The 16,286-nt window shown below is 72.9% G+C and carries 15 protein-coding genes; 10 read left to right on the forward strand and 5 right to left on the reverse strand.

All coding sequences use genetic code 11. The annotated features are described in order from the left end of the window. Nucleotides 1-12 precede the first annotated feature (12 nt). Both MXD64_RS16875 and MXD64_RS16880 read left to right on the forward strand, forming a co-directional pair. Nucleotides 13-708, forward strand: a complete 696-nt coding sequence (locus MXD64_RS16875; protein ID WP_056072072.1) for a CGNR zinc finger domain-containing protein — start codon at nucleotides 13-15, stop codon at nucleotides 706-708. A 522-nt stretch (nucleotides 709-1,230) separates the two neighbouring features. Then, complete coding sequence (locus MXD64_RS16880) at nucleotides 1,231-2,490, forward strand: Nramp family divalent metal transporter (protein WP_017885856.1); 1,260 nt, start codon at nucleotides 1,231-1,233, stop codon at nucleotides 2,488-2,490. Between the two features lie 27 nt (nucleotides 2,491-2,517). Here the strand turns inward: MXD64_RS16880 and MXD64_RS16885 are convergent, their stop codons facing one another. Together MXD64_RS16885 and MXD64_RS16890 are read right to left on the reverse strand one after the other, a co-directional pair. Then, nucleotides 2,518-2,820: a DUF427 domain-containing protein gene (locus MXD64_RS16885; protein WP_017885855.1), complete on the reverse strand. Its 303-nt coding sequence runs from the start codon at nucleotides 2,818-2,820 to the stop codon at nucleotides 2,518-2,520. A 42-nt stretch (nucleotides 2,821-2,862) separates the two neighbouring features. Beyond that, a complete protein-coding gene (locus tag MXD64_RS16890) occupies nucleotides 2,863-3,468 on the reverse strand; it encodes a 2-phosphosulfolactate phosphatase (RefSeq protein ID WP_031259161.1) in 606 nt (201 codons plus the stop codon). Nucleotides 3,469-3,559: 91 nt separating this feature from the next. Here MXD64_RS16890 and MXD64_RS16895 point away from each other — a divergent pair, with 91 nt between their 5' ends. From MXD64_RS16895 to MXD64_RS16910, 4 genes are all read left to right on the forward strand, one after another. Continuing rightward, the gene (locus MXD64_RS16895) at nucleotides 3,560-4,198 is read left to right on the forward strand and encodes a GNAT family N-acetyltransferase (RefSeq protein ID WP_017885853.1); all 639 of its coding nucleotides are present in this window, start codon (nucleotides 3,560-3,562) and stop codon (nucleotides 4,196-4,198) included. An 80-nt stretch (nucleotides 4,199-4,278) separates the two neighbouring features. After that, nucleotides 4,279-4,761 carry a hypothetical protein gene (locus tag MXD64_RS16900; RefSeq protein ID WP_263136842.1) on the forward strand — a complete coding sequence of 161 codons (483 nt, stop codon included), beginning with the start codon at nucleotides 4,279-4,281 and terminating at the stop codon, nucleotides 4,759-4,761. Nucleotides 4,762-4,893: 132 nt separating this feature from the next. Then, nucleotides 4,894-5,466, forward strand: a complete 573-nt coding sequence (locus MXD64_RS16905; RefSeq protein ID WP_017885851.1) for a DUF1684 domain-containing protein — start codon at nucleotides 4,894-4,896, stop codon at nucleotides 5,464-5,466. Between the two features lie 10 nt (nucleotides 5,467-5,476). Then, on the forward strand, nucleotides 5,477-5,836 hold the full coding sequence (locus tag MXD64_RS16910; RefSeq protein WP_031259158.1) for a GntR family transcriptional regulator: 360 nt from the start codon (nucleotides 5,477-5,479) through the stop codon (nucleotides 5,834-5,836). 139 nt (nucleotides 5,837-5,975) lie between these two features. On the opposite strand, the gene MXD64_RS16915 is transcribed toward MXD64_RS16910, so the two are convergent. After that, nucleotides 5,976-6,803 (reverse strand): endo alpha-1,4 polygalactosaminidase, encoded by an 828-nt coding sequence (locus tag MXD64_RS16915; RefSeq protein WP_263137455.1) that lies wholly within the window; start codon nucleotides 6,801-6,803, stop codon nucleotides 5,976-5,978. 295 nt (nucleotides 6,804-7,098) lie between these two features. Between MXD64_RS16915 and MXD64_RS16920 the strand changes: the two genes are divergently transcribed. Both MXD64_RS16920 and MXD64_RS16925 read left to right on the forward strand, forming a co-directional pair. Further along, nucleotides 7,099-8,709 carry a DEAD/DEAH box helicase gene (locus MXD64_RS16920; protein WP_017885848.1) on the forward strand — a complete coding sequence of 537 codons (1,611 nt, stop codon included), beginning with the start codon at nucleotides 7,099-7,101 and terminating at the stop codon, nucleotides 8,707-8,709. Nucleotides 8,710-8,988: 279 nt separating this feature from the next. Beyond that, nucleotides 8,989-9,192: a CsbD family protein gene (locus MXD64_RS16925; RefSeq protein WP_017885847.1), complete on the forward strand. Its 204-nt coding sequence runs from the start codon at nucleotides 8,989-8,991 to the stop codon at nucleotides 9,190-9,192. 105 nt (nucleotides 9,193-9,297) lie between these two features. Here the strand turns inward: MXD64_RS16925 and MXD64_RS16930 are convergent, their stop codons facing one another. Then, entirely contained in the window at nucleotides 9,298-9,840 is a 543-nt protein-coding gene (locus tag MXD64_RS16930; protein ID WP_042537523.1) for an NUDIX hydrolase family protein, read from the reverse strand. A 73-nt stretch (nucleotides 9,841-9,913) separates the two neighbouring features. Between MXD64_RS16930 and MXD64_RS16935 the strand changes: the two genes are divergently transcribed. Then, nucleotides 9,914-10,534, forward strand: coding sequence for an alpha/beta hydrolase (locus MXD64_RS16935; protein WP_083389177.1), 621 nt, complete (start codon nucleotides 9,914-9,916; stop codon nucleotides 10,532-10,534). Between the two features lie 137 nt (nucleotides 10,535-10,671). Here MXD64_RS16935 and MXD64_RS16940 read toward each other — a convergent pair whose 3' ends face one another. Next, a complete protein-coding gene (locus tag MXD64_RS16940; RefSeq protein WP_017885844.1) occupies nucleotides 10,672-11,346 on the reverse strand; it encodes a PadR family transcriptional regulator in 675 nt (224 codons plus the stop codon). Nucleotides 11,347-11,506: 160 nt separating this feature from the next. On the opposite strand from MXD64_RS16940, the gene MXD64_RS16945 reads away from it, so the two are divergent. Continuing rightward, entirely contained in the window at nucleotides 11,507-16,285 is a 4,779-nt protein-coding gene (locus tag MXD64_RS16945; RefSeq protein WP_263136845.1) for an Lhr family ATP-dependent helicase, read from the forward strand. The last annotated feature ends 1 nt before the right edge of the window (nucleotide 16,286 follow it).

Genomic DNA, 16,286 nt, shown 5'->3' on the forward strand with positions numbered 1-16,286 from the left:
TAGCCTGGGCGGATGCACACGGGGCAGCACATCCGCACGGACGCCGGTTCCTCCTGGTTCTTCGACGCCGGACGGATCGCGCTCGACTTCGCGCACACGGGTGGCTTCGCCGACGACTCCGCCGGACGACGCCCGCGGTCACAGCTCGGCGAACTGCTCGCGAGCCCGGCCGACCTGGACGAGTGGCTCAGCGAGCACACCGAGCCGATCGACGTCGGCGCCAGCGGCCGCGAGCTGCAGGACGCCCGCGCCCTGCGCGCCGCGATCGCCCGGTTGGCCGTCGCCGCCGCCCCCGCGCCGGCGAGCACGGCCGCCGAGCGCACCGCCGTGGCGGCGGGCCTGCGCGCCGGAGCCGGCCGCACGCGCCCCGCGCCCGACGACATCGACACCGTCAACCTGTTCGCCGCCCTGCCGGACGTGCCCCCGAGCCTCCCGGGTGGCCGACGCCGCGCCGGAGCCAACCGGGTCCGCCTGGCCCAGGCCCTGTCCAGCGTCGCGCGCGACGCCGTCGCGCTCTTCACCGAGGTCGGCTTCGACGACGTCGAGGCCGACGGCCGCCCGACCCGGCTGAGCCGCTGCTCGGCCGAGGACTGCGGCCTGGTGTTCTACGACTCGTCGCGCGGCGGGACCCGGCGCTGGTGCTCGATGCAGCGGTGCGGCAACCGGGCGAAGGTCCGGGCGCACCGCGCCCGCCGGGCAGCGGAGTGAGCAGGCACTGAGCACGGCCTGACCGCTTCCCGTCCGCCCTCCGCGAGCGGTCACGACACCCCGCTCGCCTCTGCCGAGCGGTCACCAACCGTCGGCTGGCGGCCTCGCAGCCGACCGGTTGTGACCAGCCGACGCGACGCAAGCGACGAGCCGCGACCAGCCACCGGCCCTCCGCGAGCGGTCACGACACCCCGCTCGCCTCTGCCGAGCGGTCACCAACCGTCGCCCGACGGCCTCGCAGCCGACCGGTCGTGACCAGCCGACGCGACGCAAGCGACGAGTCGCGACCAGCCACCGGCCGGGAGGCGCGTGGCAGCGCCGCCACGGGCCTCCCGTCCGCCTTCGGCGAGCGGTCACGACGCCTCGCTCACCTCTGCCGAGCGGTCACCAACCGTCGCCCGACGGCCTCGCAGCCGACGGATCGCGACCGCCCGAGGCACGCTCACGGGCGTGGTGGCCACCGAACGCAGCATCCGCGAAGAAAAAGATTCGGCACACCGAATCCTCTGGCAGGATCGGTGCATGACCGACACTGCCAGCACCCGGCTCGACGAGCGCCCACCCGGCGCCCCGCGTCGTCGTGCAGCCGGCCTCACCCTGCTCGGACCGGCCTTCGTCGCAGCCATCGCCTACGTCGACCCGGGCAACGTCGCCGCCAACCTGACCGCCGGGGCCGAGTACGGCTACCTGCTGCTCTGGGTGCTCGTGGCAGCGAACGCCAGCGCCGTGGTGGTGCAGTACCTGTCCGCCAAGCTCGGGGTGGTGACGGGCAAGTCGCTGCCCGAACACCTGGGCCTGCGGATGCGGCGCGCGCCGCGCCTGCTGTTCTGGGGCCAGGCCGAGATCGTGGCGGCAGCGACCGACATCGCCGAGGTCATCGGCGGCGCGCTGGCCCTCTACCTGCTCTTCGACCTGCCGCTCGTGGTCGGCGGGATCATCACCGGGCTCGTCTCGATGCTGCTGCTGACCCTGCACAGCCGCCGGGGCACGCGCCTGTTCGAGACCGTGGTGACGGCGATGCTCGCGATCCTGACGGTGGGCTTCTGCGCCGGGCTGCTGTTCGCCCGCGTCACACCCGCAGACCTGGTCGCCGGGCTCGTGCCGCGGTTCGAGGGCGCCGGGTCGGTGCTGCTCGCGGCCTCGATGCTCGGCGCGACCGTGATGCCGCACGCCGTGTACCTGCACTCGGCGCTCGCCCGGGACCGTCACGGGGACGTCCCCGCCGGGCCGGAGCGTCGCCGGGTGCTCGTCGCGACCCGGTGGGACGTCGGGCTCGCCCTGATCGTCGCGGGTGGGGTGAACATCGCGATGCTCGTCCTCGCCGCGGCCACCCTGCCGGGCGTCGCGGGCACCGACTCGATCCCCGGGGCGCAGCGGGCCATCGCCGAGAACGTGGGCCCGGTCGTCGGGGTCCTCTTCGCCGTCGGACTGCTGGCGTCCGGACTGGCCTCGACCTCGGTCGGCTGCATGGCCGGAGCGGAGATCATGCAGGGGCTGCTGCACGTGCGGATCCCGCTGGTGGCCCGGCGGGCGATCACCCTGGTGCCCGCGATCGTGCTGCTCGCGCTGCACATCGACGCGACGATGCTGCTCGTCGTCAGCCAGGTGGTGCTGAGCTTCGGGATCGCCTTCGCGATCGTGCCGCTCGTGGTCTACACGTCACGGCGGAGCGTGATGGGCACCGACGTGAACGCCGCGATCACCCGCGTGGTGGCGTGGGTGATCGCGGCGGTCATCGTGGCGCTCAACATCGCGCTGGTGGTGCTCACCCTGACCGGCTGAGGCACACCGGTCAGGGCGCGGCGGTCGTCACGCGACGACCTGGACGTCCTTCCAGAACGCGACGTAGCCCGAGTAGTCCTTGCCGACACGCTCGAACGACGACGGGATCGGCGTCGGGTACGACCACGCGCGGTCCTGCAGCGCCTGGCCGTCCACGTTCACCGTGAAGTACTGGGTGTCGCCCTTCCACGGGCAGTGGTACTGGGTGGGGCTCTCGGTGAAGAGCTCGGTCTTCACGCTCGACGGCGGGAAGTACCAGTTGCCCTCGATCTTGATGAGGTCCTCTTCCGGGGCCTCCGCGATCACCGTGTCGCCGACGACTGCCTTCATGGCGTTGCTCCTTCGCTCGCTGGTTCCGTGACGGGGCGAACGCTACGCGCGCTCCCCCGATTCCCGCAGGACGGGCAGGTCGGGGCCCGCGGCGAGCGCCGCGTGCACGTCGTCCCGGCTCAGGACGGCGGCTCCCTCGGACGCGCTGACCAGGTGCCGCACGGCACGGCGCAGCCCCGTGTACGCCGCGCAGGCCGCAGCGGCCTCGGGCGAGGTGTGGTCGATGCCGACCTCGGTGAGTGCGTCGACGACGGCTCCGGCGGCGAGCAGGTCCTCGACGGCGAAGTCGGGTGCGTCGGCGACGTCGACGGACTCCCCCGCCGCCTCGGCCGCGTCGTCGAGGGTCGCGGTGTGGTGCAGCCCGGCGGCCACGATCGCGACGACGCATCGGTCACCACGTGCGGCCTGGAGGCCCGTCACCCGTTCCGCGACCGCCGCCGCGTTGCCGAGGTGGCCGAGCACGACCTCCGGACCCTCCGGCAGCTGGGCGCTCACGTTCCGGAGCGCGCGCCGCTGCGCGGCGGCGTCGGGGCTCGGCGGCAGGGCGTCGACCCAGACGAGCAGGTGGGTGCCGTGGGCGATGCGTGCCGCGCCTCCGGGACCCCACGCGAACCGGACCTGGTACTTCTCCTGGGTGCGTTCTGCCACGTCCGTCACGATAGCCGTCCGGGCGATGCTGTCCCTCTCCACAGGGTCGCCGTCCGGCCGGGTTCCGCCAGGGTCGGCGACCGTAGGATGCATGGTCATGGAGATCGCCCCCGTGCCCACCCTGACCGGCGACCGTGTGACCCTCGAGCCCCTCGGGCAGGAGCACGCGGAAGACCTGCGGGCGGCGGTCGCGGACGGCGATCTGTGGCGCACCTGGTACACCTCGGTGCCCGCTCCGGCACAGGTCGAGGCCGAGATCGACCGGCGGCTCGCCGAGCACGAGGCCGGCCGCATGGTGCCCTTCGCCGTGCGGGACCGCCCGACCGGGCGGGTGGTGGGCGCGACGACCTTCATGAACATCGACACGGGCAACCGTCACGTCGAGATCGGCAGCACGTTCCTGGCGAAGTCCGCCCAGCGCTCGGGGATCAACACCGAGTCGAAGCTGCTCATGCTCTCGCACGCGTTCGAGGCGTGGCAGTGCATCGCGGTCGAGTTCCGCACCCACTGGCACAACCTGCAGTCGCGCGCGGCCATCGCGGGCCTCGGCGCCAAGCAGGACGGCGTGCTCCGGAACCACGCGATCGGCCGAGACGGCACCCTGCGCGACACCGTGGTCTTCTCGGTCATCGCGTCGGAGTGGCCGGCCGTCCGGCTCGGACTGGCCGAGCGGCTCCGCCGGCACGACCGCGCCGAGGGGTCCCGCCGCCGGTCGGCCCGGCACGCCTGATCCCCGCGCCGCGACGGGCGTGATGCCCGCATCGGCGACGCACGGAGCAGCGCCCAGCCCGCGGGCGTAGCGTCACCGGCATGCACGTCGGCCTCCGGATCGTCCTCGACGCGCCGGTCGACGCCGTGCGCGATGCCCTGCTGTCCCCGTCCGTGATGGTGGCGGTGACGAAGCCGTTCCTGGCGTACCGCTCGCGCGACCCCCAGGGGTTCCCGGAGCGCTGGGAGCCGGGGCACCCGCACCCGATCACCGCGGATGCCTTCGGCCTGGTGCCGAGCGGCGACACGCACGTCGACCTCGACCTGTACGAGGTTCAGGGGGTTCCCGTGCAGCGCGACAACGGCGGCGGCACGTCCGGGCTGTTCGGCCGGATGACGATGTCGCACCGGATGGCCGTCCTCCCCGCGCCGGGCGGCCGGACCCTGCTGCTCGACCGCCTGACCTACCGCATGCGACCGGCCGCCCTCGGCCTCGCCCTGTGGCCCGGCATGTGGGTCATCTGGCAGTGGCGGGCGTTCCGGATGCGTGCCCTCGCGCCCACCTGGCGGACCGACGGCGCGTGACGCGACGCGGGTCGGGCCTCCCGTCCACCGCGCAGCGGGCGTAGCCTCGTCCACGTGAGCCAGACGCGCCCCCAGGAGCCGACGACCGACGACCGTGTGCGCAGCACGCTGGCGACGACGGATTGGCGGCGGATGACGTTCGACCTGTACCGCCGTGTCCGCGCGACGCCGGATCCCCAGACGGCGCACGCGCTGTGGCGGGAAACGCGCGACGCGATGTTCGCGGAGCACCCGGCATCGCCGCTGCTCGACGAGGACGCCCGCGGCTTCGAGTCCCTGCCGGTGCCGGACTACGACCCGGCCTGGCGCTTCCAGGTCCGCATCGAGGCCACGGAGCCTGCCGAGTTCGACTTCGAGACCGGCACCGACGGCGTCGTCCACTTCGACCGCCTCGGCCTGGTGCGGGTCCCCGGTGTCGGCACCCTCGACGTCTGGAAGCACGGCGGCTACGCGGGCGGGGTGTTCGTGCCCGTCAAGGACGCCAGCGCCGGCAAGGCCCGCGGCACCTACGGCGGCGGCCGCTACCTGCTCGACACCATCAAGGGCTCGGACCTGGGCGGCGACGACCTCGGGTCGCTCGTGCTCGATTTCAACTTCGCCTACAACCCGTCGTGCGCGTACGACCCGGCGTGGGCGTGCCCGCTCGCCCCTCCGGGCAACACCGTGCCGGTCCCGATCCCCGTCGGCGAGCAGTACGACTTCTAGGGTGGAACGCATGACAGGACTCGTCGCGCTCGACGTCGGCGGCCGCGTGCCCCCGTTCGAGCAGGTCCGATCGCAGATCGCCGCGCAGATCGCCGCCGGGTACCTGGTGGACGGCGAACGGCTGCCGAGCGTGCGGGGGCTGGCGGACGAGCTCGGCCTCGCCGCCGGCACCGTCGCGAAGGCCTACCAGCTGCTCGAGGAAGCCGGGCTCGTGCACACCGCACGGGGCGCCGGCACCCGGGTGGTGCGGCCGGCAGCGGTCCCGGACGCCGTGGCCGAGGCCGCTCGTGCCCTGGCCGGCGCGGCGCGCTCGGCGGGGCTGTCGGCGGACCAGGCCGCGACCGCGTTGCGCGAGGCCTGGCCAGCGTAGGGCTGCGCGGGGCTGGCCCGGCTGGCTGGCGCTTCCGGGCGTACCCGGTCGTTCCGGGCGTACCCAGTCGGGAGTTCCGACCCGCTCCGCCCGATTCGACCAGGCATCGCACGCGTTCTGGGAAGGAACGCCCGAGCGATCAGCAGCGCTTGTAGACGTACGCGTCGTCCTTCGGGGTCACCAGGTCGCGGTCGCGCAGGATCGTCATGGCCGGACGGCTCTTCAGCGTGCACACCGACCCCCACGAGCGCTTGAGGGTGTCCGAGTACTCCACGTCGATGACCCGCCCGCCGTAGGCCTTCGTGTACGCCGCGCACTCCCGGTACTGCACGCACTCCTCGGCGACGACGAAGTCGAACCCGGTCTGCTTCCGGCCGGACGCCCCGAGCTGCGGTGTGTTCTTCTGCCCGACGGCCAGGCCGTGCCGGTGTCCCTTGGCGACGAGCGACTTCGCGAGCGCCAGGTTGCCGGAACGGGTGAGCCGCTTGCCACTGCGGGTCCAGGAGTCGAGGTTGTCGAACTCGACCGCGTCGAACCCGCGGTCAGCGCAGCGGGCAACGGTCTTCGCGAGCACCTTCGTGATCAGGGCACGCTTGGCCGACGTCCGGGTGTCGAGGAGCATCTCGTCGGGCCACCCCGGGTCAGCGACCGGCTTGCCCGCGCGGTCGCGGAGGATCGCCGACGGGTAGGACTTCTTCCACGTGCGGGCGGCCTCGGGCTGCGTCTGGAACCCGTTGACGTAGCAGATGTTGTACTTGCCCTTCGCCGGGCGGTCGGTGCTGTCCCGCTCGACGATCGTGACGCCGGACGGCGGGGTGTAGCCGCCGCCGAGCTGGTAGTCCACACGGCCCGAGGTCGGCAGGTTCCGGTAGCTGGCGGCCGCGCTGGTCGTCGCAGCCTCGGCGCAGCCGGCGGTACCGAGGACGGCCACCAGGGCCATCGCGGTGGTCAACAAGACGGTTCGCATGCGCACCCCGGAATCCTCGCATGCGCGGGGCGATCCACCCGGCCCTCGCTGATCCGGGCATCTGCACGCTATGCTGGTCGTACTCGAGGCGCCGATCGCCTCGTGCGTCGTACGGACGCCCCGAACTCCCGACCACCTGTCTCCGGACTCCGGTCGATGATCGAGCACCTCACGAAGGTGCCCAGGCTTCTCTGCTGCGGCGACTGCGCCAGCCACATCCGTTGGCGCGCATCCCGCCCGCGCGCTGCCTCGCAAGTGCGCCCACAGCCGGCTCGCTCCGGCTCGAAAGGTCACCATGACCACCGAAGACATCCGTTTCTCCGACCTCGGCGTCCCCGCGCCGATGGTCTCCGTCCTCGCCGACCAGGGCAAGGACATGGCGTTCCCCATCCAGGCGGACACGCTCCCGGACTCCCTGCAGGGCAAGGACGTCCTGGGCCGCGGCCGCACCGGCTCCGGCAAGACCATCGCGTTCGCGATCCCGCTGGTCGCCCGCCTCGCCGCCAGTGGCCGCAAGCGCCGCGCCGGTCGCCCCCGCGCGCTGGTGCTCGCCCCGACCCGTGAGCTCGCGACGCAGATCGACGTCGCGCTCGCCCCGCTCGCCAAGGCCATGGGCCTGAACACCACGACCATCTTCGGTGGCGTCGGTCAGGGTCGTCAGGTCGACGCCCTGCGCGGCGGCGTCGACGTCGTGGTCGCCTGCCCGGGTCGCCTCGCCGACCTCATGCAGCAGGGCCACGTGAACCTGGGCGACATCGAGGTCACCGTCCTCGACGAGGCCGACCACATGGCCGACATGGGCTTCCTGCCCGGCGTCACCAAGATCATGCAGGCGACCCCCGAGAAGGGACAGCGTCTGCTGTTCTCCGCCACACTCGACAACGGTGTGGACAAGCTCGTCAAGAAGTTCCTGCACAACCCGGTGATGCACTCCGTCGACGAGGCGAACAGCCCCGTCGAGGCGATGACCCACCACCTGTTCGAGGTCGCCGACGCCGACGCGAAGAAGCACCTCGTGAGCGCCCTCGCCTCGGGCAACGGTCGCCGCATCCTCTTCATGCGCACGAAGCACCACGCCAAGCGCCTCGCCAAGCAGCTCAGCAGCCAGGGGATCCCGGCCGTCGACCTGCAGGGCAACCTGTCGCAGGGCGCCCGTGAGCGCAACCTCGCGAAGTTCTCCTCCGGTGAGGCCCTCGTGCTCGTCGCCACCGACGTCGCCGCCCGTGGCGTGCACGTCGACAACGTCGAGCTCGTCGTCCACGTCGACCCGCCCACCGAGCACAAGGCGTACCTGCACCGCTCGGGTCGCACGGCGCGCGCCGGTTCGTCCGGTGACGTCGTCACGGTGACGATGCCCGCCGAGCGTCGCGACGTCGCGCAGATGATGCGTGCGGCTGCGATCAAGGTCACGCCGCAGCACGTCACCTCGACCTCCGCCGCGGTCACCGCGCTCGTCGGCGAGGTCGCCCCGATCCGCCACGTCGCCGAGGAGCAGCCCACCCAGCAGCGTCAGCCCAAGCAGCGCTCTGCCGAGTCCGCCGGTGACGGTGGCGGTCGTCGCCGTGGTCGCGGCGGTCGGTCGGGAGGCGCGGCGCAGCCCGCACGCTCCGGTTCCGCTGGCGAGTCCGCCGGTTCGGCCGGGGGCCGTCAGGGCCGTCCGGCCCGTGGCGCGCGTTCCGAGGGCGCCGGGCGCTCCGGCGCCGCGGCCGCCGGTTCGACCGGTGGTCGCCGCAGCGGCGGCAACCGCCGCTCCGGCAGCGGTGACGTCGTGCGCGGCGGCTCGTCGGCCGTCTGGTCGTCCGAGGGCGGCTACGCCGCGGGTCGGTCCGGCAACGAGTCGGGCGGCAACCGTCGTGGTGGCTCGCGCCGCGCCTCCCGTCCGGCCGGCGCTGCGGACCGCCACTGAACCACCCGCTCGACCTGCGTGGTCTGAGCCCGTCGGTCTGAGCCCGTCGGCCTGAGCCCGTCGGCCTGAGCCCGGCGGTGCTCGCAAGACACCGGTGTTCACGTTTCGCACCCCCGCATCCCGGGGTGTGATCCGCGAACACCGGTGTTCTGCGTGAAGGCGGGGGCGAAACCTTGGCGGGGGCTGGGGGTGGGGTACCCCGGCGGGCGTACGGTCTGCTTCACCGGATGCCGCGCAAGCGGCTGACGGGGAACACGTCCGCTTCTGGAAGGAGTGCCTATGGCTGGCATCGATGACATCAAGAACGCCGCTGAGAAGGCGGCAGGCAAGGTCAAGGAAGCCGTCGGGAACGCGACCGACAACGACCGCCTGAAGGCCGAAGGCCAGACCGACCAGGGCAAGGCCTCGGCGAAGCAGGGCGTCACTGACGTCAAGGACGCCGCGCACGGCGTCGCCGACAGCTTCAAGAACGACAAGCACTGAAGCCGGTTCGCGACCGAGCTGCGAAGCCCCCGGATCCGATCGGATCCGGGGGCTTCGTCGTGCGCGGGGCTTCGTCGTGCGCTGGGTACGGCCGCCCCCGTCGGGCTAGTGCAGGGCGCCGACCGACGCGAGACCGGCCCGGAGCAGGGCGCCGCGGCCGCCTTCCATCTCGTCGGCGACGGCGTCGGACGCGGCTTCCATCGGGCTCATCCACGTGAGTTCGAGAGCGTCCTGCCGGGGCTCGCACGTCCCCGTGACCGGGACGACGTAGGCCAGCGAGATCGCGTGCTGCCGCTCGTCGGTGTACACCGAGGCGCCGGGCAGCGGGAAGTACTCGGCCACGGTGAACGGCGCCGGGCTCGAGGGCAGCTGCGGGAACGCCATCGGCCCGAGGTCCTTCTCCAGGTGGCGGAACAGTGCGGTGCGGATCGACTCGCCGAACATCACGCGACCGGACACCAGGGTGCGGGCGATCGAACCGCTCGAGGAGACCCGCAGCAGCACCCCGACCTCGGTCACGACACCGAGGCCGTCGGTGCGGACGGGGACCGCTTCGACGTAGCAGATCGGCAGACGACGGCGGACGTTCGCGAGCTCCTCGTCGGACAGCCAGCCGGAGTCGGGATCGGGGGTGCGCAGCGAGGACATGCACCGTGTCTACCAGGGACGGCAGCGAGTTCGGCGGAAGGCGCGGGAGTTGGGGATGGTTAGCGTTGTCCACATGATCGATGCGGACCTGGTGCAGTGGACACGGAGTGCCTCGGACCGGCGGGGCACACCCCTGCTCGTCGCGATGCACGGGGTGGGGTCGAACGAGCACGACCTGCTCGGACTCGCCCCCGCGCTGCCGCCCGCGTGGACCGTCGCCTCGCTCCGGGCACCGATGCCGTGGGGGCCCGGCTTCAGCTGGTACCCGCTCGGCACCCCCGGCTCCCCCGCGCCCGAGGCGGTCGACGCCGCGGTCGACGAGGTGCTCGACTGGATCGACTCCGTCGCCGCAGACCACCCGCGGATCGGACTGCTCGGGTTCTCGCAGGGCGGCTCGATGGCGCTCCAGCTCCTGCGGGCACGGCCCGCGGCCTTCGCGTTCGCGGTGTCGCTGTCGGGGTTCGTGGTGCCGGGCGTCACGGATTCGCGTGACGAGGCCGTCTCGGCTGTGCGGCCGAGGGTCTTCCTGGGGCACGGCGACCTCGACCCGGTGATCCCGCCCGAGGCCACCGTTCGGACACAGGCGTGGGCCGCGGCGCACACCGACGTGACCGACCGGACCTACGCGGGCCTGCCGCACGCGGTGTCGACGGCGGAGCTCGCGGACGTGGCGGCCTTCGTCGACGCCGGGTAGGCGCTGCGCGCGCTTCGTGAGCACGAATGGTCGGGTCCGACGCGCGGACCCGACCACAGCTGCTCACGATGTGCAGGCAGACAGGAGGCCCGGTGCCAGCTGGCACCGGGCCTCCTGTCCGTCGTGGGTGACGTCCGTCAGTCGGCGAGGATCTGGAGCAGGTCCTTGCGGAGCTGGTCCACCTTGGCCGTGGCCGCCTTGGCCTGTTCCTCGGTCGCGGTGCTGCGGTACATGTGCAGGACGCCCATGGTCTTCCGGAGCGCCTCGAAGAACTCGCGCTGGGCGTCCGGGATGCCAGGGGCCCCGTCGAGTGCCGCGGCGATCTCGTCGGCCTTGGCCTCGGTCTCGGCCTTGCCGGCGTCGGTGAGTTCGAAGAGCGTCTTGCGACCGTCGCCGGACGAGACCACGAGGTCTTCGTCGACGAGCTGCTGGAGCGTCGGGTAGACCGAGCCGGGGCTCGGCTTCCAGGCGCCGCCGGTGCGCTCGGCGATGGTCTTGATCACGGCGTAGCCGTTCTGCGGGCCCTCGGCCAGCAGGCCGAGGATCGCGAGTCGGACGTCGCCGCGGCGACGGCGTTCGCGGCCGAAGCCGGGGCCGCCGAATCCGGGACCGAAGCCCATGCCCGGGCCGAAGCCGGGGCCGAACCCGCGGCCACCGAAGCCCCGGCCGCCGTGGTCGTGGTCACCGCGGTCGCGGCCGGGGAAGCCGGCGCCGTGGTGCTGCCGCGCGCCGCCGAAGCGGGGGCCGCGCGGGCCGAACCCGCGCTGGTCGCGGGGGGACGTGTTGCTGTTGTCGTCATACGAGGGGCGCATGAGGAGTCCTTTCGTCGTGCTGAGTCGGCTCGCGACCGGTCTGACCTGATCGTCTTCGTCGTATCGCGATGTGTTTACGATAGATCGTTAACTATCGCTCTGTCAAGAGCGACGTCCGCTCGGCCTGCTGTCGGTGGCGACGGGCAGGATGGGACGGACCATGACGGACGTCTTCGAGCGCTTCTCCCCCGCCACCACCGAGTGGTTCCGCGGCGCCTTCGACGCACCGACCCCCGCACAGGCCGGGGCGTGGGACGCCATCTCGACCGGGCAGCACGCGCTCGTGATCGCCCCGACCGGTTCCGGCAAGACCCTGGCCTCGTTCCTGTGGTCGATCGACCGGCTCATCAGCGCGACCGACCGGCCGCCGGCGAAGCAGCGCACGCGGGTGCTCTACGTCTCGCCGCTCAAGGCCCTGGGCGTCGACGTCGAGCGCAACCTGCGGAGCCCGCTCGTCGGCATCACCCAGACCGCACGCCGTCTCGGTACCGAACCACCGGACGTCACGGTGGGTGTGCGCAGCGGTGACACCCCGTCGTCCGACCGGCAGAAGCTCCTGCGCCAGCCGCCGGACATCCTCATCACCACGCCCGAGTCGCTCTACCTGATGCTCACCTCGCAGGCACGCGAGACCCTGGTGAACGTCGACACCGTCATCGTGGACGAGGTCCACGCGGTTGCCTCGAGCAAGCGCGGCGCACACCTGGCCGTGTCGCTCGAACGCCTCGACGACCTGCTCGACAAGCCCGTGCAGCGCATCGGGTTGTCCGCGACCGTCCGTCCGCCGGAAGAGGTCGCGCGGTTCCTGGGCGGCCGCGCCCCGGTGACGATCATCGCGCCGCCGGCGCAGAAGACCTTCGACCTGCGGGTCGTCGTGCCCGTCGACGACATGACCGAGCTCGGGGCGCCGCCGGTCGGTGCGGACGCGTCCGAGTCGCCGACGAACGGGTCGATCTGGCCGCACGTCGAAGAGCGCGTCGTCGACCTGATCGAGGAACACCGCTCGACCATCGTGTTCGCGAACTCGCGGCGGCTGGCCGAGCGGCTGACGGCACGGCTCAACGAGATCCACGAGGAACGCGTGCTCGCCGCCGCCGGCGACGGCGCCCTGGTGCCGGCGGGGGCGTCGCCGGACGACCACGGCCTGCCCGTTGCACGGGGGCGGCCGCAGTCTCCGGCGCGCACCTCGGCGCATGCGGTCGCGCCCCAGGGGGCCAAACGGCCGCCGGCGCAGCTCATCGGCGGGTCCGGGCAGACCGCCGGCGGGGGCTCGGACGCCTCCGTCCCGGTGCTCGCCCGCGCGCACCACGGCTCGGTGTCGAAGGACCAGCGCGCGATCATCGAGGACGACCTGAAGTCCGGTCGGCTGCGGTGCGTCGTCGCGACGAGCTCGCTCGAACTCGGTATCGACATGGGCGAGGTCGACCTGGTCGTCCAGGTCGAGGCGCCGCCCTCGGTCGCGAGCGGGCTGCAGCGCGTCGGTCGTGCCGGACACCAGGTGGGCGAGATCTCGCGTGGGGTGCTGTTCCCGAAGCACCGGGCCGACCTGGTCAACAGCGCGGTCACGGTCGAGCGGATGGTCTCGGGCCAGATCGAGTCGATCTCGGTGCCGGCGAACCCGCTCGACGTCCTGGCGCAGCACACCGTGGCGGCCGGGTCCATCGACACCCTCGACGTCGAACACTGGTTCGAACTCGTGCGGCGGAGCGCCCCGTTCAGCGGCCTGCCCCGGTCGGCGTTCGAGGCGACGCTCGACCTGGTCACGGGTCGGTACCCGAGCGACGAGTTCGCCGAACTCCGGCCACGGCTGGTCTGGGACCGCGTGCACGGCACCCTGACCGGGCGGCCCGGTGCCCAGCGGCTCGCGGTGACGAGCGGCGGGACGATCCCCGACCGTGGCATGTTCGGCGTGTTCATGGTCGGCGAGAAGGCGTCCCGCGTCGGCGAGCTCGACGAGGAGATGGTCTACGAATCACGCGTGGGGGACGTCTTCGCCCTCGGTGCCACGAGCTGGCGGATCGAGGAGATCACCCACGACCGCGTCGTCGTGAGCCCGGCGTTCGGGCAGCCCGGTCGCGTGCCGTTCTGGAAGGGCGACGGCATCGGCCGACCCGCCGAGCTCGGCCGGGCCACCGGTGCGTTCGTGCGCGAGGTCGAGGGCGCATCGGACGACGACGCCCGCGCCCGGGTCGCCGCCGGCGGACTGGACGAGCGTGCCGTCACCAACCTGCTGACGTTCCTGCGCGACCAGCGCGCGGCCACCGGCCACGTGCCGAACGACACCACGCTCGTCGTCGAGCGGTTCCGCGACGAGCTCGGGGACTGGCGGCTCATCCTGCACTCGCCCTACGGCATGCAGGTGCACGCGCCGTGGGCCCTGGCCGTCGCCGCGCGGCTGCGCGAACGGCACGGCATCGACGGCGACGCGATGGCGGCCGACGACGGGATCGTCGTGCGCATCCCGGAGACCGACGCCGAGCCGCCGGGTGCCGACCTGTTCGTGTTCGAGCGCGACGACCTCGAGGCCCTGGTCACCGACGAGGTCGGCGGCTCAGCGCTCTTCGCCGCGCGGTTCCGCGAGTGCGCGGCGCGCGCCCTGCTGCTGCCCCGACGGAACCCCGGGCAGCGGTCGCCGCTCTGGCAGCAGCGGCAGCGGGCCTCGCAGCTGCTCGAGGTCGCGCAGAAGTACCCGACGTTCCCGATCGTGCTCGAGACCGTGCGCGAGGTGCTGCAGGACGTCTACGACGTGCCCGCGCTGCTCGGGATCGCCGACGACATCGCCGGGCGCCGGATCCGGTTGGTCGAGACCGAGACCGAGCAGCCGTCGCCGTTCGCCCGGTCGATCCTGTTCGGGTACGTCGCGGCCTTCATGTACGAGGGCGACACCCCGCTCGCCGAACGCCGGGCAGCGGCGCTGTCGCTCGACTCGACGCTGCTCGGCGAACTGCTCGGTCGTGCGGAGCTGCGCGAGCTGCTCGATCCCGCGGTCATCACGTCGGTGGAACGCGACCTGCAGCGGCTCTCGCCGGACCGCCGTGCCCGTGACGCCGAGGGGCTCGTCGACGTCCTGCGGCTGGTCGGCGCGCTCGACCTGGACGAAGCGGTCGACCGGAGCTGGCTCGCCGACACCGCCGACCGGGCCGGGGCCATCGCCGAACTGCGCAGCACGCTCCACGCCCTGGAACGTGATCGCCGGGTGCTCTCGTTCTCGCACGCCGGGGCGACGCGCTGGGCCGTGATCGAGGACGCCGCCCGTCTGCGTGACGCCCTCGGGGTCCCGCTGCCGATCGGTGTGCCCACGGCGTTCATCGAGCCCGTGGCGGATCCCCTGGGCGATCTGATCGGCCGCTACGCGAGGTCGCACGGACCGTTCTCCGCACAGGAGGCCGCCGGTCGCCTCGGCCTGGGGATCGCCGTCGTGCAGGACACCCTGCGCCGACTCGTCGCCGACCGCCGCGTGGTGGAGGGCGAGTTCCGCCCCGACCGCCAGGGCGCCGAGTGGTGCGATGCCGAGGTCCTGCGACGGATCCGCACGAAGTCCCTCGCTGCCCTGCGGCACGAGGTCGAACCGGTCTCGCCGGACACCCTCGCCCGTTTCCTGCCCGCCTGGCAGCACGTGCAGACTCCCGGGACACGCGGTGGCCTCCGTGGCGTCGACGGCGTGCTGCAGGTGATCGACCAGCTCGCCGGGGTGGCCCTGCCCGCCAGCGCGTGGGAGACCCTGGTGCTGCCGTCGCGCGTCACCGACTACTCGACGAGCATGCTCGACGAACTGACCGCCACGGGCGAGGTCCTGTGGTCCGGCGGCGGCACACTGCCCGGCAACGACGGCTGGGTGCGTCTGCACCTGGCCGACACCGCGGCGACGACGCTCGCCGAGCCCTCCGGCGACGAGACGACCGAGCTGCAGCGCGACGTGCTCGGTGCGCTGGCCGGTGGCGGCGCCTACTTCTTCCGGCAGCTGGGCCAGGCCGTGGGCAGCAGCGACGACCAGGCGCTCACGACCGCGCTGTGGGACCTGGTCTGGGCCGGGCAGATCACGAACGACACGTTCGCCCCGCTGCGGTCGATGCTCGGCGGCAAGGCGAAGAGCTCGAGTGCCCCGCGGGCCCGGGCCTACCGCGGCCGTCGGCGGCCGACCATGCCGACGCAGTCCGGGCCGCCGTCCGTCGGGGGTCGCTGGTCGCTCCTGCCGCTGGCCGAGTCCGACTCGACCGTGCGGGCCGCGGCGACCGCCGAACAGCTGCTCGAACGCTACGGCGTCGTGACCCGCGGCGCCGTGCAGGTCGAGGGTGTCCGCGGCGGCTTCGCGGGGGTGTACCGGGTGCTCTCTCGGTTCGAGGAGTCCGGCCGGGCTCGTCGCGGGTACTTCGTCGAGGGGCTCGGTGCCGCCCAGTTCGCCACCGGCCCGACCGTCGACCGGCTGCGCACCTACGCCCGCGAGCTCGGCGACGACGAGCGTGGCGATCCGGACCGCAAGCGCGAGGCCCTGACGCTCGCGGCGACCGACCCGGCGAACCCGTTCGGGGCCTCGTTGCCGTGGCCCACGGGCGACGTCGACCCCGGAGTCGCGGACGATGCCGTCGCAGCCGGTGGGGCGAGCACCGGCGCGAACGACGCGGCGAGCGGCGTTGCGAGCGGTGCGAAGACCGCCCGGGGTCACCGGCCCGGACGCAAGGCAGGCGCCCTCGTGACGACCGTGGACGGCAAGCTCGCCGTGTACGTCGAGCGGGGCGGCAAGTCCGTGCTCACGTTCACCGACGACGCGGCCGACCTCGCCGCTGCCGCCACCTCGATCGCCTCGATCGTCCGGACCGGGCTGCGGAAGCTCTCGGTCGAGCGGGTCGACGGGGACTTCGTGCTCGAGACGCTGCTCGGCGGCGCGCTCCGTCAGGCGGGGTTCACGGCGACCCCGCAGGGGCTGCGGCTCCGTGTGTGAG

It is taken from the genome of Curtobacterium sp. Arg-1, from assembly GCF_025643395.1.
In the GTDB taxonomy this organism is placed as follows: domain Bacteria; phylum Actinomycetota; class Actinomycetes; order Actinomycetales; family Microbacteriaceae; genus Curtobacterium; species Curtobacterium poinsettiae.

What these genes read in the sequence shown, in the direction of transcription:
- MXD64_RS16875 (WP_056072072.1), top strand. Translation starts at nt 13, where the DNA reads ATGCACACGGGGCAGCACATCCGCACGGACGCCGGTTCCTCCTGGTTC.
- MXD64_RS16880 (WP_017885856.1), top strand. Translation starts at nt 1,231, where the DNA reads ATGACCGACACTGCCAGCACCCGGCTCGACGAGCGCCCACCCGGCGCC.
- MXD64_RS16885 (WP_017885855.1), bottom strand. Translation starts at nt 2,820, where the DNA reads ATGAAGGCAGTCGTCGGCGACACGGTGATCGCGGAGGCCCCGGAAGAG.
- MXD64_RS16895 (WP_017885853.1), top strand. Translation starts at nt 3,560, where the DNA reads ATGGTCATGGAGATCGCCCCCGTGCCCACCCTGACCGGCGACCGTGTG.
- MXD64_RS16900 (WP_263136842.1), top strand. Translation starts at nt 4,279, where the DNA reads ATGCACGTCGGCCTCCGGATCGTCCTCGACGCGCCGGTCGACGCCGTG.
- MXD64_RS16905 (WP_017885851.1), top strand. Translation starts at nt 4,894, where the DNA reads ATGACGTTCGACCTGTACCGCCGTGTCCGCGCGACGCCGGATCCCCAG.
- MXD64_RS16910 (WP_031259158.1), top strand. Translation starts at nt 5,477, where the DNA reads ATGACAGGACTCGTCGCGCTCGACGTCGGCGGCCGCGTGCCCCCGTTC.
- MXD64_RS16915 (WP_263137455.1), bottom strand. Translation starts at nt 6,803, where the DNA reads ATGCGAACCGTCTTGTTGACCACCGCGATGGCCCTGGTGGCCGTCCTC.
- MXD64_RS16920 (WP_017885848.1), top strand. Translation starts at nt 7,099, where the DNA reads ATGACCACCGAAGACATCCGTTTCTCCGACCTCGGCGTCCCCGCGCCG.
- MXD64_RS16925 (WP_017885847.1), top strand. Translation starts at nt 8,989, where the DNA reads ATGGCTGGCATCGATGACATCAAGAACGCCGCTGAGAAGGCGGCAGGC.
- MXD64_RS16930 (WP_042537523.1), bottom strand. Translation starts at nt 9,840, where the DNA reads ATGTCCTCGCTGCGCACCCCCGATCCCGACTCCGGCTGGCTGTCCGAC.
- MXD64_RS16935 (WP_083389177.1), top strand. Translation starts at nt 9,914, where the DNA reads ATGATCGATGCGGACCTGGTGCAGTGGACACGGAGTGCCTCGGACCGG.
- MXD64_RS16940 (WP_017885844.1), bottom strand. Translation starts at nt 11,346, where the DNA reads ATGCGCCCCTCGTATGACGACAACAGCAACACGTCCCCCCGCGACCAG.
- MXD64_RS16945 (WP_263136845.1), top strand. Translation starts at nt 11,507, where the DNA reads ATGACGGACGTCTTCGAGCGCTTCTCCCCCGCCACCACCGAGTGGTTC.